Origin of the sequence: Acetanaerobacterium sp. MSJ-12 (genome assembly GCF_018917875.1) — a bacterium.
Lineage (GTDB): Bacteria > Bacillota > Clostridia > Oscillospirales > Ruminococcaceae > Bittarella > Bittarella massiliensis.
The window spans coordinates 110,653-126,278 of sequence record NZ_JAHLPK010000010.1 but is presented as its reverse complement, the minus strand read 5'-3'; the positions used below and the strand labels follow the sequence as shown (position 1 = coordinate 126,278).

General features: G+C 45.5%; 12 protein-coding genes, 1 tRNA gene and 1 pseudogene. 2 read left to right on the top strand and 12 right to left on the bottom strand.

The features are described 5' to 3' along the window. The first annotated feature begins 410 nt into the window (after positions 1-410). On the top strand, positions 411-1,142 hold the full coding sequence (locus KQI11_RS11475; protein ID WP_216402213.1) for an MBL fold metallo-hydrolase: 732 nt from the start codon (positions 411-413) through the stop codon (positions 1,140-1,142). Positions 1,143-1,200: 58 nt separating this feature from the next. Here the strand turns inward: KQI11_RS11475 and KQI11_RS11470 are convergent, their stop codons facing one another. Together KQI11_RS11470 and KQI11_RS11465 are read right to left on the bottom strand one after the other, a co-directional pair. Next, on the bottom strand, positions 1,201-1,563 hold the full coding sequence (locus KQI11_RS11470; RefSeq protein WP_207644000.1) for a VOC family protein: 363 nt from the start codon (positions 1,561-1,563) through the stop codon (positions 1,201-1,203). A gap of 19 nt (positions 1,564-1,582) precedes the next feature. After that, positions 1,583-2,587: a nucleoside hydrolase gene (locus tag KQI11_RS11465; RefSeq protein ID WP_216402212.1), complete on the bottom strand. Its 1,005-nt coding sequence runs from the start codon at positions 2,585-2,587 to the stop codon at positions 1,583-1,585. A 173-nt stretch (positions 2,588-2,760) separates the two neighbouring features. Here KQI11_RS11465 and KQI11_RS11460 point away from each other — a divergent pair. Beyond that, positions 2,761-2,837: transfer RNA gene (locus KQI11_RS11460), tRNA-Arg, on the top strand. 423 nt (positions 2,838-3,260) lie between these two features. On the opposite strand, the pseudogene KQI11_RS11455 reads toward KQI11_RS11460, so the two are convergent. The 10 genes and pseudogenes from KQI11_RS11455 to mobQ all read right to left on the bottom strand — a co-directional run. After that, positions 3,261-4,793, bottom strand: a pseudogene (locus tag KQI11_RS11455) (recombinase family protein); the annotation flags it as partial. A gap of 194 nt (positions 4,794-4,987) precedes the next feature. Next, entirely contained in the window at positions 4,988-6,376 is a 1,389-nt protein-coding gene (locus KQI11_RS11450; protein WP_216402211.1) for a glycosyltransferase family 2 protein, read from the bottom strand. 4 nt (positions 6,377-6,380) lie between these two features. Next, a complete protein-coding gene (locus KQI11_RS11445; protein WP_216402210.1) occupies positions 6,381-6,905 on the bottom strand; it encodes a hypothetical protein in 525 nt (174 codons plus the stop codon). Position 6,906: 1 nt separating this feature from the next. Next, a complete protein-coding gene (locus tag KQI11_RS11440; RefSeq protein WP_216402209.1) occupies positions 6,907-9,054 on the bottom strand; it encodes a hypothetical protein in 2,148 nt (715 codons plus the stop codon). 6 nt (positions 9,055-9,060) lie between these two features. Further along, a complete protein-coding gene (locus KQI11_RS11435) occupies positions 9,061-10,431 on the bottom strand; it encodes a CotH kinase family protein (RefSeq protein WP_216402208.1) in 1,371 nt (456 codons plus the stop codon). A gap of 15 nt (positions 10,432-10,446) precedes the next feature. Further along, positions 10,447-11,109, bottom strand: coding sequence for a DUF4956 domain-containing protein (locus tag KQI11_RS11430; protein ID WP_216402207.1), 663 nt, complete (start codon positions 11,107-11,109; stop codon positions 10,447-10,449). A gap of 13 nt (positions 11,110-11,122) precedes the next feature. Next, positions 11,123-11,812: a polyphosphate polymerase domain-containing protein gene (locus tag KQI11_RS11425; RefSeq protein WP_216402206.1), complete on the bottom strand. Its 690-nt coding sequence runs from the start codon at positions 11,810-11,812 to the stop codon at positions 11,123-11,125. A 15-nt stretch (positions 11,813-11,827) separates the two neighbouring features. After that, positions 11,828-12,640: a glycoside hydrolase family 16 protein gene (locus KQI11_RS11420; RefSeq protein WP_216402205.1), complete on the bottom strand. Its 813-nt coding sequence runs from the start codon at positions 12,638-12,640 to the stop codon at positions 11,828-11,830. Positions 12,641-12,911: 271 nt separating this feature from the next. Next, the gene (locus KQI11_RS11415; RefSeq protein WP_216402204.1) at positions 12,912-13,526 is read right to left on the bottom strand and encodes a recombinase family protein; all 615 of its coding nucleotides are present in this window, start codon (positions 13,524-13,526) and stop codon (positions 12,912-12,914) included. 55 nt (positions 13,527-13,581) lie between these two features. Beyond that, the gene (gene mobQ / locus KQI11_RS11410) at positions 13,582-15,285 is read right to left on the bottom strand and encodes a MobQ family relaxase (RefSeq protein ID WP_216402203.1); all 1,704 of its coding nucleotides are present in this window, start codon (positions 15,283-15,285) and stop codon (positions 13,582-13,584) included. Positions 15,286-15,626 lie beyond the last annotated feature (341 nt).

Here is a 15,626-nt window from a genome sequence, read left to right as displayed (position 1 = left end):
TCAAGGTCCGTTCGGCATCTCGCCGTGCCTTTTATTATATCTCGCTGCCTTCTTTTTGTCAACCCCTTTTTTCTCCCCTCTCGGTTCGAAATCCGGGGCCTGCTCCTCGAAAACCGCACTCCCGTGCGCTTCCCTCGCGGACAGCTTTTGTATAATACCATGACCGCCTCCTGCTGTCAATAGATTATTTCGCTTTTTTTGAAAAGAAAAATCACTTTTTTGATGAACTCCCCTTTTCCTATACTTTAGGTATTTTTTACCTGGTAGAACGCCCGGCTTGTCCCTCACTGGAATACAGTTTGTATTTTCATTGCCTTGGCTCTTATGGGGTGGTATGCTAATAGGCAAACGGGAATCCTATTATAAAAAAATGGACGGCAAGCTTTTGCCGTCAAAGGAGGCCGAGAGCCATGCAGGCGACGGTGCACTATCTCTACAACAGCGGCTTTGCCCTGGAGACCGAAAAACACCTGTTTATCTTTGACTACTACCTGGATGACCCGCCCTCAGGGGGGCTGCGCCACGGGGTCATCAATCCGCGGGAGATCGCAGCGCTGGGGAAAGAGACGGTGGTACTGGTCTCCCACGGGCACTTTGACCACTTTAACCGGGTGATTTTTGGCTGGCGGGGAGCCATTCCCGGGGTGCGCTACGTCCTTTCAAGTGACATTCCCCACCGGCCGGGGATCGCCGCGGCCATCGCCCCGGGAGAGGAGCGGGACTTTGGCGACTTCACCCTGCGGGCGCTACACTCCACCGACTTGGGGGTGGCCTTTCTCATCAAGACCGAGGGGTTGACCCTCTACCACGGCGGCGACCTGAACTGGTGGCACTGGGAGGGAGAGCCGGAAGAGGACAACCGTGAAATGGCCCTTTTATATAAGAAGGAGATCGACAGTTTGGCGGGCGAGCAAATCGACCTGGCCTTTCTGCCCCTGGACCCGCGGCTGGAACAGCCGGCCTATCTCCTCGGGATGGACTACTTCCTGCGCCGTGTCGAGGTAGAGCGGGTGCTGCCCATGCACTTTGGGGACGACGGCCGGGTGTTTGACTGGCTGGAGCGCGACCCCCGGGCGGCAGAGTACCGGGATCGGGTGGTCCGCATCGAGCGGCGGGGGCAGTCCTTCTCGCTAGAGCTGTAAATACACAAAAAAAAGAGGGGGCGGGGATGATCCCCCCCCTTCTCTCTTGGGGACAAGTCTAGTCGAGGATTTCGAGCCAGTAGCCGTCAGGGTCTTCGATGAAGTAGAGGCCCATGGCCTCGTTTTCAAAGCAGATGCAGCCCATCTCCTGGTGGAGGGCGTGGGCGGCGGCCCGGTCGGCGACCCGAAAGGCGATGTGACTTTCGTTCTCCCCCAGCTCATAGGGCTGGGGATGGTCTTTCAGGCAGGTGAGTTCCAACTGATAATCGGTTTCGCCGTCGCCGAGAAAGGCCAGGGTGAAGCTGCCGTCGGCGGCCTCTTTGCGCTTTTCCTCGCGCAGGCCGAGGGCCTTTTCATAGAAGGCGATGCTGCGCTCCAAATCGGTGACGTTCAGGTTGGTGTGCAAAAAGCGAGATTTCACAGAGATCCTCCTTCCCTATTTACAGGCGGCCCGCCGCCTCGACATGCCGGTAGAGCATCTCGAAGAACTTGGGTTTATCGGCCCGGTAGGCGACCCAGGTGTTGACCGACTCGTCGTTTTCGTTGCGGTGTTCCACCACCAGCTGGCCGTCGGCGGCGCCGCCGGCAATGTCCATGTCGCACTTCTGCCGGCGCAGGTCGGTGATGACACTGGGGTCGATGACGGCGGCCACAGCCAGGGCGTCGTGGAGGGCGTCTCCAGCCTTTTCGCCCTTTTCCGTCCAACCCAGGGTCTCCCCCACCAGGATGCGGCCCTTCATCAGCTCGCCGACAAACTTGGCGGCGGGGGTGCCCAAGGCGAGGATCTTGTCGGCGTCGGCCCGGGTCATCTCTGCGCTGTGGGTGGCGTTGAGGGTGATCACCCGGCAGTTGACGCCGCTGTCGAGGACGATTTTGGCCGCCTCGGGGTCGTGGACAAAGTTCGCCTCGCCCACGGGGGTGATGTTGCCCCGGTCCACCGCGCCGCCCATGAAGACCACCTCTTCGACGTGGTCCTTTAGGTCGGGGGCCATGCGAAAGGTCATCCCCACGTTGGTGGGCGGGCCCACGGGGATGATGGTCACCTTCTCCTCGCTGCGGCGGAGGGTCTCGACCAGGTAGGAGCAGGCGTGCATCTGCTGCGGCTTGGAGTGGGGGGCGGGTAGGTCGAGGTGGGGCGGGTGGAGGATGACCGGTTTGCCGTCCACCTCGGCGGAGACGACGTTTTCGGGGTTTTGGGCCATCCGCCCCTTGGAGAGGGAGCGGACCATGGGCGCCGAGCAGCCGGCGTAGACCGGCACGTCGGCCCCCAGCAAATCGACCACCCGCAGGGTGTTGTCGACGCAGTTTTCCAGGGGCTGGTTGCCCTGGGTGACGGTGATGCCGATGACCTCTAATCCCGGGTCGGTGAGGGCCATGAGGATGGCCAGGGCGTCGTCGGTGCCCGTGTCGACATCGAGGATAACTTTTTTGCGGTGTTCGTTCATTTGGTGATTCCCCCTTGTGCGCCCGGCGGGCGTGTTCTGGTGTGCTGCTACCAGTATACCCCCTTTGGGCGGGGGCCACAAGAAAGCAATCTGCCAAACATTTTAAAAAAAGTTTTGTATGGGCTTTGCAAAGCGAAAACTTTGTGTTATAATAATTCACGTCGCATTGATGTGCGTCCGTAGCTCAGCTGGATAGAGCGTTGGACTCCGACTCCAAAGGCCGCAGGTTCGACTCCTGTCGGGCGCACCATAACCATATAAAAAGGCTATCGACTTTTGTCGATGGCCTTTTTATTATAACTCAAGTGAAATACAGAATTTGTTCTTGGTGATGTAATTTATATTATTCAGGCTTCTGATGTTGGGGGACCATCGTATGGACTTATATTCAGAACGAGTTTTGAAATCTCTTTTTAAATAATACTATATCAAATCTTATCGTTTAGGGTTGAAAAAACAGTAAAAAACTGGTAAATTCATAACATATTGTGATAGACGATTCTACTTCTGCACTTCCGCTGCCATTTTAAATGATGTAAGGTGAGCAACCATGACACAAAAAGGTCTGATAACCCCCAAAGATTTGCTTATGTGCGATAAAGAAGTAATAGAAGTGTAAAAAATTTTGCCGTTCCTATCCGGCACTTGGCCATTGTGTCGGATAGGTCGGGCGTTAGGCTTCGGGCAAGTCAATCTTGCCGACAAAGCTGTAATAAATCTCAATGTCCTGCCTGCGGGTGCCGTTCTCGTCATAGCTGCACTCATGCACGACGATTTTCTCAATCATTTCCCGCAAGAGGGTGGGGGTAAGTTCCTCAAAGGCAAGGTGCTTTCGGACAATCCCCATAAACTTTTCCGCGTTGACGGTGGCGGCCTGCGACTTGGAAAGTTCCTCCTGTAAAGCGGCGGCGCGGTCTTTCAGTTCCCGCTGTTCCTGCTCATAGTCTGCCGACAGTTCCATGAAACGCTCGTCGCTGATTTTGCCGTTCACATTGTCCTCATACAGCCGCTTGATAATGCGGCTCACTTCGGCAATACGCTCCTGCGCCTGTTCAAGCTGCTTGGTGGCTGCGGCGGTCTTTCTCTTGCCGCCGATCTCGTTCTGCTGGATAAGCAGCTTCACAAAGCGGCTCTCATGCTTGGCGGCGTATTCCGTCACTTGTCGGAGATTGGAGAGGACGCCAGCGGTCAACAGGTCTGTGCGGATAAAGTGTGCCGTACAGTCGCGGGTGCGCTTCTTGTAGCTGCCGCAGATGTAACAGTCCTGCTTGCGGGTTTTGTTCTGATACCGCTGCTGGTACATCACATGGCCGCAGTCGGCGCAGAACAGCATACCGGAGAACAGCCCCACTTCATCATAGCGGTTCGGGCGTTTGCGCTGCTTGCGTAACTCCTGCACGCGCTCCCATGTTTCCGTGTCGATAATCGGCTCATGGTGGTCGGGGAAAATGGCCTGCTTCTCCACGGGGTTCTCTACACTGTGCTTGACCTTGTAAGAGGGCTTCTCCGTCTTAAAGTTTACCAGACAGCCGGTGTACTCCCGGTTTTCGAGGATATGAACGACGGTGTTCGTCGCCCACTTGCACTCATAGCCGGGGTGGTAGCGGCGTGTGCTGCCCGTCCTGCGGTATTCCAGCGTCCCCGGCGTGGGGATTTGCTGCTCCGTAAGCATACGGGCAATCTTGGTCGGGCCATTCCCGGCAAGGCAAAGCTGGTATATCTGCTGGACAACCGGCGAGGTTTCCTCGTCAACGAGATAGTTCTCGTCCTCGTCCATGAGGTAGCCATATACCGGCTTGCTGGTAACAGGTTTGCCACTCATGCCTTTTGCTCGTTTTACTGCCTTGATTTTCTTGCTCGTATCTCTCACCAGCCATTCGTTGAACAGATTTCGCAGAGGGGTAAAATCGTTGTCCATGCCGCCGTTTGCGCTGTCCACATTGTCGTTGACAGCGATAAACCGCACTCCCTTTTGAGGGAACAGCATTTCCGTGTAAAATCCCACCTGCAAGTAGTTTCTCCCTAACCGGCTCATGTCCTTGACGATGACCGTACCCACTTTCCCGGCTTCAATGTCTGCAAGCATGGCTTGAAAACCGGGGCGCTGGAAGTTTGCGCCGGAGAAGCCGTCGTCGGTGTACCAGCGCAGATTGGTAAAGCCGTTCTGCTTGGCGTAGGTTTCCAAAATCCGCTTTTGAGACGAGATTTGTCAAGGTGTATTTCTCCAACAAATTTATATCTATAAAATCGATGAAACAGCTCATAAATTCTCCAAAAATAAAATAATCCATAAGCCTTCATCCTAATAGGAAAAATGAAATCTGATGGATTTTTTATAGCTATTTTATTTAGCTTATCTTCGAAATCTCTGAGCGGATGTGATAAAGAATCAAAAAGTCTTTACCGGTTCGTTTCAATACGCTGAATATGTTCCCAGCTTTTTCTGTGCCAATAGTTCATAGCTGTCGCTATTATTTTTATTACAATATTGAGCGGATGAAAAAATACTATCTCAAATATAGAAATCAGAAACAAAATCCATCGCTGTTTGCCGTTAATCGGTTCCACTTTATACCGATTAACAGCACTTACAAGAATTGCCTGTATCCATATAACAATCAACGTATATAGGATAGTTGCCTGTATGGTGAATTGAAGATTCAAAATATCCAGTAAATTGGCTGCGATTAAGGTAGCCACCCCAATGATCTCCAAAAACGGTGCAAGAAGTTCATACAAAATGAAAAATGTACCGGATGTGATTCCAGCCCATCCATAATTTTTATTTCCAAGCATATATTTATGAAATTTCATACTTTGCAGCAGCCCGATATGCCAACGCCGCCTTTGATGATAGTAGTCTTTATATGTAAACGGCAGCTGCGTCATGCACTTTGCTTCCGGAGCATATGCGATGTGATATTCTTTTCCCTGTGAAGCACAAAACGCATGGAGACGCATGGTCAGTTCCATGTCCTCTCCAATTGTATTTACTTGGTAGCCACCAACCCGTTTCACTAAATCAGTATCAAACATGGCAAACGCACCGGAGACAATAATATTCGCATTGATATGATCGAACATTATTCTTTGCATATAAAATGTCCGATAATATTCTAATATTTGGAAAACAACCAGTGCTTTCTTCAAAAAAGTAAGTTTTGGATAATTTTTCAAATTTTCACTGCCAACAGCACCTGCACAAACAATGGTTTTGGGATTCATCAAAAAGCAACTCATCATTATGCGGATGGAGCCTCGTTGAACTTTTGTATCAGCGTCCAGCATAACGCAGTATGGGCTATGACAAATATTTAGTCCGCAGTTAAGCGCATCTGATTTTCCACCGTTTTCCTTATGTATAAAAATAAGCGTTTTTTCATCAAATACTTTTCGATATTGACGAAGAATCGGTTTTGCCTTCAATTCAAATTCAGACAAAACAGGTTCTTTTATCAGTCCGAATCTCTTTACTACAAGAGATTCCATGTTATCATTTGAGCCATCATCTACTACAATAATTTCCAGATTCGGATAATCTTCCTCAAATAAAGCTTCGATTGTTTCTGTTATACAAGCCGCCTCGTTGTATGCGGGAATAATAACGCTAACCGGAATCCGTTTGGCAAATGCGGTGGGAAATAGTTCTCGATTAAGCGTTTTATTTTTCTTATATTTTTCAAGGCGATAAATCGAGATACAGAGACTGATTCCCATTTGGAAAAGATAGATTACTGTATATACAAAAAACAAGACAAATAAAACACGTATCATATAAATCAGCATCATCTTTTTATCCCACCTTACACACAGCCTTTACAGGAACTTCTTCGGAAACTTTATTTTCGCTTAGGCCAATTGCTTTTACCCATGCCTGTTCCAGCTTAGATTGCTGACTGCACTTATAGATGAATTGGTTAATTGTATCCGAATGAATTCCCATTTGACATAGGTATTTCAAAATCAAACATCGTGTCTGCACATCCTCTTTTACCAGAGAGTCAATTTTATATTCCATAAGAGACTGCATATATTTTGACATTTTTTGTTGTTTATGCAATGTATATTGCGAACTGAGTTTTATGTAACATTCACAGATATAAGCGAACAGGAAATCGTCCTGTGCTAACCTCATAATGAGGGATGCTTCTGCAGGTTCTTTTTTGGAACGAAAAAGGAAAAAATCACAAATTATTTTTTTCTTTTTCTCTGCCTTTTTTTCTCTGTTCCTATCCAAAAGCAATTTAACACATAAACAAAGTAAACTATATCCACATAGAGTATACAATATAACCATATAAAAATTATGAATCACCATATCAGTCACCTCCAAACGCTTTTTGAAGCAGATAGTATGATTCCTTTAACCGTTCATGAAACTGCGGGGTTTTCCAGCCTTTTAATTTATATGTACCGAAATCAGTCACGCTTTCCTGATTGTCATAGTAGACAGCCGCATAAATCTCCTCGATTTTCAAACCCTTGATATTAAAATCGTTTTTGTGATAATCATCAATTACCATACATTTAGAAGGGTCATAAAAATTCAGAAGCGCCCACGGGATTCTAACCTCTACGATATCACCGTTGATGCAGTAATCTGCGTTGGAATCATAATTCTCACTGTTCGGATTAGCGTTCCCATGCTTTAACATCCCAACCTTTTCAAGAGGCTTTTCATTCAAAAGGAAGTTATTTACACTGCCACTTGCTCTGGAAGCAACATGAAATGTATCGGTATTATTTTTCAACGGCAGCATTAATTCCTCAGCTTTTTTATAAATTTCGTCAACTGCCGCACTTTTGTTTTTGACTGCAATCGAATAAACAGCCAAATCCGAATCGTCATGAACCAATAGCTTACTGCCTTTTTCTGCATTGATTTGAATCAAAAAATCCACCGGGATGGCAAAGTCTAAGTTTTCTGTATAGGTTGTTCCTGCGTTTGGCAGAACATCCAGTGCAAGATTAATAGAATTGCCACTTTTAATATCAGATAACCCCTGCACCATAAAATAAATATATTTTTCATCCGATTTCATACTGAGTTTCGTATCATTATTTTCTAATACAACATCTTCTTTCGACCATTCTGAAATTTTTCCATCCGGATAGTTTTCAACCTTGCCATCTCCCGGCTCAAATGCAAGCAATCCGTAAAACTGCTCTATACTCTGTGCATTACTCCAGCTTGCTCTGCCATCCGGATCGGACAAATTTTTTTCATTCCATGAACGCTTAAACCATTCGTCCTGCCATGTGAATACCATCCCTCCAGCGCAACCCGCTTTCTGAATATCCTCATACATCTTCAGCAAGGCAATACCTTGTTCGGTTTCGTTATTTCCACCCTGCGATAAATTTCTCCACACATCTTTATATGCTGGGCTTCTGGAAGCAGGAACTCCGTATTCGGTGATAATAACCGGACAGGAATGATGATCAACAAGCTCCATCAGATATTTCCGATAGGGATTTCGATTACCTTCGTCATCAATATACTCCGTATATTTTCCATACTGAAGGCTGGCAGGAAAGTAGGGATAGACATTATAAGAAGCGAACATCCCACTCTCCACCTTATCGGAAAGTTGTAGATTTTCAAGGTCAATAAAGGCTTCTGTATTTTCTGTAACTGATGCAACCGATAGTTTGGGGGATACCTCATTTACCAGTGGATCTGTTTCCGGCCAGTTGGCAAAGGAGAGAAGTTTCTGGGTTCCGTAAGTTTCATCTTCATATTTTAAAAGATAATCTCCCCACTGAGAGAAGAAAATCTCGAAGGCATTTGCCTCCTGCCTACTGGATATATAGGTTCCTTGATAAGGCGCAATCCCTTCATTAAAACGACATACATAATCTACAAACATTTCGTCCCATTCCACGCCTAAAACATATCCTAATACATAGTCGGAAACATCATTACTATAGTAATACATTTTTCCTGTGTCTGTATCAAACGTTATATTTTCCCCATGTAATGCATCAACTGTCTTTTTGGTTTCTTGAAAGACTTTGTTTTTCTGCTTCGGATTCAGCAAATTTTCTTCCGAAAACATCAAATCCTCACTAAAATCTACACCTTGAACGAGATAAATTTTATTTTCATGAGTTTCATTATATTGGGCAAAGGCTTTATAAAACCATGGCGATTGTATTTTATAAACCCGGATCGTATTGGCATTCATTTCCCCGATCAGGTTGAACCATCGAGCATAGGTTTCCTCACTGATACCGAATTCATTTGGAAACACTCCCGGATAACCGGTTCCGATATTGACGCCTTTTATCTCAAAATCCGTCCAGCTTCCATCTTGCAGAATTTCTATTTTTTTCTGATTGGTTCTGAATATATTATTTTTTTCACATTTATTTCCATCAAAACAATGAAATATCAAGCATATACAAATAATACACAAAACAGCTGTCATGACGCTGATTGTAAATCCTTTTTTCATGTTCTTCATCTTCGCTTACCTTACAATCGCTATATATTCTTTAAAATGCTCATCCATCCATTTGCCTCTTTCTATAACGAATGTTTGCATCTTTTCTATATCACCATAATAGAGAGAATAATCTCCATCATACCATTTATCACAATTTCTAATCACTGCGCTGCCTAAGTACATACTGCTCTCGTCTATATATTTAAGCAGATATTCTTCCGATAAAACCGTCTTGCGAAGCTCCTTATAGCGTTCACAGCATCGTTTCACAAATTCAGGATTATGAGTAAGATAAAAATAGTAAAATGTAGCACCTGTTTCTATCAGATCAGGAGTAAAATTCATTCCCGTATAGTTATTAAACGCAGCATCGAAGTCCCACACCGGTCCTATAGAAAATTTACCGCCTAAATTTTTATAGAGATAGGTGGAGCGTGTTCCGGCATCATAATTCTGAAAAAATTCATTGATAATATAATAATCTACAAAGCTGTCCAAATCGGTGCGTTGATTCACCTTTTCCCAATTATCGGAATACTCCGCATCGTAAAGTGTTTTTTCAAATTGGAGTATCTCTTTTTGTATATATTGCAATGAGGAATCCGTAATCTTTTCCACATCAGGATATTCCAAATTGGCAGAATACACATCAACATCATCCGGTTTCAGATGATCGATCCTTGCATCATCAATCCGTCTATTCATCTGCACAACAAAAGAGGTTTCCGTATATTTCGGATTGTAGGGTGTCAAGTCCAATCGTTCTTTCGAAACCTTTGGTTTTTCTATCATGGTATACAGCCCCTGATATTCCAACTCGCCGTCTGCATTTGTCAGAAACACCTCGCAAAGTCGACATCGCGGCGCATAATCCATAATTTCAGAAGAAATATTATACATCATGTAGTTACGAATCTGGGAATAGTCTATATTACTTCCATTTAACACCCATGTGGTTTCTGCCGGCATACCAAGAAAAGCTGTTTTCAATGGCAGTCCTGCCTCATCTACCGTTCTGATGGCATATTGTTTTTTGCTAAAATAGCGAGAAGAATTTCCTCGAATATTGATTGCCATTTTTCCTGTTTGAGTTGGAGTATCTGCTGAACGGTTTATATGACTGTCATTATCGATTACAGAAAATTCACAGTACAGTTCCTGATCTGTTGGTATATCGGCACCTGGGATAACATTTCCGTCCGCTTTCAAAACGATCAGCGGCAGATGGGAGGTCAAAACACCGTTCTCATCAAAGCCGGTAATTTCTTTGTTTTCCGCAGGATAGCTCTGATGCTGATGAACAACGGAAGTATGTACTTTTGGATAACGGGGTAGAATTGCAACTACCATACATAAACTGAGTACCACACCAAGCATAAGCCATTTTCTTCTCATAACAGAATCGCTCCCTTATACACTTGCTTTATCTTCCTGTAAAACAAAGTTTGCACACTCAATTTTTTTGCAAGCATACAATTCTTTGAGAAAATCATCTGTTTTGGTCTTTTCAAATTGTTTCAATTCATAGATAAATTCTGCATATTCACTGGTTGTATTTTGAACTGAGATTCGGCTGTTTTTGAAATAGCGGTAGGTAACCGATTTCACATATTCCATTGCATCAACTTCACAGCGAATAATTAAAATATATCTTTTTTCCTCTTTGACATTTTTTGCAAGAATAAAGAATAAAAAGAGAACCGCCGTGCTGGCAATCGCAATCACATACTGTGCAACTCCGCAGCAGATACCCACCATAATACTCCAGAAGATGAACATGGCATCACGTGGGTCCTTGATAGCTGTACGAAAACGAATGATTGACAATGCACCGACCATACCCAAAGATAACGCAATATTATTCGTAATAACTGCCATAATCGCTGTGGTAATAATCGCCATGGCAACCAGAGAAAGGTTAAAATTGCTGTTATAGGAAACTTTGCTTGATGTAAAATAGTATGCTATGTAGATAGTGGCACCAATAACAAGTGCCATAAAAAGCTTAATGGCAACATCTAAAAAAGACACAGTACTTCCCGCCAAAAGATTTTCAATAATAAATTCCTTCATTTCTACTCTCTCCCTATATCATGTATTTATAAAACATTCTTCCGTTAGAATATTTACTGAAAGATGTGGTGGATTTTTTTACTCCGGCTAACGCCTCTTTTATATATCCAAAAAGGAAGTTATTATATTTTACTTCCATAATCGTCTGATCTGACGAAAGAATTGGATAAGTCAGCAGTTTCTCTTGAAACAAATCAAAATTGCTCTCAGTGGCTCGTATATCGGTGTCAAATGTAATCCTCGTATGATTACCGGCAGCACAGTAGGACACTCTTTTGTATTGTATAATCACTTTCGGTGCCATCCCCTGAGAAAGTTTTATGTAAAAATACATGGCCAGCGGATCATTACTTTGCAAAAGGACGTTGTAATTTCCGACACATAAATTTTCCAATGTGTTTCGATCGATCAACATACTGTCTTTTGTTTGTAATTCTCCATTCTTCCTTTTGCTTTCCAACTTTATGATACGGTCATTCGTTCCGTAAATCCTTGCCCGAATTTTTTCATGCTCTTGCAAGCCTTCTTCTTTTTCAGCGCAAGCTCGATCAGAAAAGGTATCAAAATAAAGCGATCGGATCTCATAGCCGTCCGCCGAAACACAGTAGGGGTCTTTCGGCATAACTGCGCCAATGCTCTTTTGTGCAAGAACACGTTCCTGACTGTTTAATATAAATTTTTGCTCGGTTCTTTTTACCTGCATAGTATCATTCTTTCCTTATCTCGAATAGATTTCCTGCGGCTCAAACTCCAGAATTTTCACCTCAAACATCGCCGGGAACTCAGTATAAGCGTCCGGACTTCCCGGCCAATCTCCTCCTACCGCAAGATTAAAAATAAAATACATCGGTTCATCTGGAACATTCTCCCGAATCGTATAGACTACTTCATCTTCCAGATACCAGATCATTTCTTCCGGCGTCCATTCAAATGTAATACGGTATGTTTCCGGTATTTTATCAACTGGAAAGGTATGTCTAAAAAAATCTCTTGATTTTTCACTTTCCTCCATGTAATGTAGCACTCCATAAAATATGTTGGGTTCATTCCCAATCAGTTCATAAATATCTACTTCCGGATAATCGGTATTGGTATTGGATGGCAACATCCAAATTGCAGGAAACAATCCTACGCCTTTCATAGTATTGATACAAAAAGAAAATCTTCCGTAACGAAAAGCAGATACGGATTCTGCTTTTCCGGAGAGATATACCTCTCCCATTTTATCAGCAGTCATGCGAATATGCGTCTCGTCAATTTGTACCTGTGAAGAAATATACTGCTGAATCTCATTATTGGGTGATTTTAAAGCATCAACGGCAACAAACATCGCATCGTCTTCCGAGGTTTCCACAGCATCTGTAGAAACCTCAGAAAATTCTGTGTTGGACGGCTGTTCCATTTCAACTGTTTCTGCATTTTCATCCATCACAATGACATCTTCATCCTCTAAATGGGATAAACTGGTTCCAATTAAGCAACCGGCAATCACGATAAATAAAACTCCGAATATTAAAACTATTTTGTTCATCCTTATCCTCCTTTTGAAGAGCAAGAAATATTGATATGGCGGTGCATAATAGTCTGTAACAATAATCAAAAGGTGTACCTTCTGATAGCCGCAAATTCGTATAAAAACCCTTATACATTATACTCGAAAAGTATGAATAAATCAAGAATTTCGCTGAAATTATTGAAAATTGTTCGATCTTCAATACAAATTATAACCTCTCTGTTTCACTATGTATTTTGGGGAGAGGTTTGTCAAAAGGTACACCTTCTGATAGCCGCAAGTCGTTAAATCACACTTTTTTCTTGGCTTGCAGTAGTCTGTATTCCCGCAATCTACGGTAAAAAGTAGCTTCGCTCATATTGCATTGCTTCAAAACCTCTGCCAGCGACAGCTTCTTTTGCTCCCATGCTTTCACGATTTTTCCAAAATCGTCGGGTACAGCCTTTTCGGGTCTGCCGAATTTGATGCCTTTTGCCTTCGCTGCAGCGATCCCTTCGGCTTGCCGCTTCTTGATATTCTCACGCTCACTTTGTGCCACAAAGGACAGAATTTGCAGTACAAGGTCTGCAATAAAAGTTCCCATCAGGTCTTTACCGTTGCGGGTGTCCAGCAGCGGCATATCCAGCACGCAAATGTCGATACCGATTTCTTTGGTCAGTACACGCCATTGCTTCTGGATTTCTTCATAGTTTCGCCCCAAGCGGTCAATGCTGAGAATATAAAGCAGATCCCCGGCTTTCAGTTTCCGTACCAGCTTTTTGTAATTTGGACGGTCAAAGTCCTTGCCAGACTGCTTATCCATAAAAATATTCTTTTCGGGTACATCTACTTCCCGCAGAGCGACCATCTGGTGATCCTCGTTCTGGTCTGTGCTGGATACCCGTACATATCCGTAAATATTCATAGTGTTTATCCCTCCATTCAATCAAAATACAAGTAAAAAGAACAGGAACGGCACATTACCGTTCCTGTTCGTGGCGTTTGGGTTTCTTATGCTGCTGTGTCTGCTGTGCTTTCTGTTTCTGCCGCAAAAACTCTCGAACAGACCGTGTCTCCGCTTCCTCATGGAGCAGATTTGCCACATCACGCTTGCTGTCGTGCATCATCATCGGATCGTATTTCTCACCGTAGGCAGATTTTACTCGATCAACGGCAGATCGTTCCTTTTCATCACGAACGGCAAGCCGTGCGTCCATCAGCTCGGCGGCATCCATACCGGCGGCTTGCTCTTTCAGCTCGGCGTACTGCTTCAAGGCTTCATCAAGCTCGGCAGAATATTTCGCCTCCTGCTCAGACAGCTTCTGTAGCGCACCCTCCAATGTGGCGATTTCTTTCTTCACCGCAGAAATGCCCGCATCGTCGGCACAGTCCAAAGAGCGAAGCACCATTTCCTTTTCGGTTTTCAGTTCCTCCAATTCCTCGGTCAGCTCGGTAATGCGGCGGGTAAGGTCATGCAGCTTGGGTATCTGATAGAACGGCGTTTCCTTTTTCTCCGCAAGCAGAGCTTTCCGTTCCTTGGATTTCTCCTTGATCTGCTGCACCAATCCCGCATAGCGTTCAAGCTCCGGCTTGACTGCCTTGACACGCTTGCCCATGTTGTGTTTGCCTACACCTATATGACGGAGCTGATAACTGAAAATCAGCATACTGCTGCGTATCTTTTCCATTGCCTCCGCTATGGCAGGAACGGTATTCTTCACCGCCTGCATCAGCTTCTTAACCGTTGCTTTCAGCTCTCGCAGCAGAGCATTGTCTGCCTTGATCTGACGGTTGATTTCACAGCGTTCAGAGATGATGCCCTTTTTCTCCAATGCACGGGCAACTACACCCTCGTGAATGGTGGGCTGCTCGGTCAAGCCCCGATCTGCATGGCTGCGGTGGTCGATGCGCTCATCGTGTCCGTATCGCTCCAAATAGCGGTTGGTCACATCTGCCCACGCCTTGCGCCATTCCATAAGCTGTTCCTCACTGTTCCAACGCTCGGCAATGGGATTCTGCCTGCCGAACTTGGTGCTTTTCGGGTGCTTGTTGGCTCGTTCGTATCCGTGCTTCTCCGCTTCAGATGGCGGCATATACACTTTCTTGCGCCCGACCTTGTAAGGATATTGTTTCTCCCATCCGTCAGCCTGTACCGCCTTGAACTCAGCGGCGGTAAAGCCCCGTTCCTCACCGTTTCTGATACAGAGATATTCTTTCTCGGTCTTGTACTGCCAGTTTCCTTGTTCATCCAACGGGCGAACCGTCAGCATAATATGAGCGTGAGGATTATGACCGGGCGGGTACGGATCGTGGATCGCCACATCAGCGCACATTCCTTCGGCAACAAAACTGTTCTGGATGAAATCGGTTAGAAGATCCTGCCATTGTGCCGGTGTCACTTCAATGGGCAGAGCAGGAACGAACTCACGGGCAAGGCGACTGTCCTTGGTCTTTTCGTTTTCCTCCACGGCGTTCCAAAGTACACCTCGGTCTTTCCATTCGGGTGGCGCAAACTCCGGCAGAAACACATCCTGCCACACAAGCCCTTTCTTTCGTGTAAAGTCGTGCCGTACCCCGTCATAGTCGTTAAGAATATTGGTACAGCTCAGATAAGCGGAAGCGGCAACCGCAGAGCGTCCCGTACCTCTGCTGACCACTTTCGCTTCCAAGTGGTAGATCGCCATTCGTTCTCACCGTCCTTTTGCAAAGTTTCTGTTTCTCTTTTCAAAGAGAAAATGACTATCACTAATGCTGATAGTCATTACCGCTGACAAAGCTGCCAGTGGCAGGTTTGTGCGGGCAGTTGGTGGAATACCGTCGGTTGAAGCGACGGTATTAAGGGATGCAATCACTGTGCACCGACTGCGTGGACTATGACAGCAGCACCGCCGTGATGTGGCATTGTCCATAAGGCTCCCGCAGGAGCCGCATCCGCCTCGCAGAGCGCACGGTTGCCGCAGGCAATACCACCGCCCCTTCGGGGTGGTGAGTAAGTGCGCCCCTTCGGGATAAAAGAAACGGGACG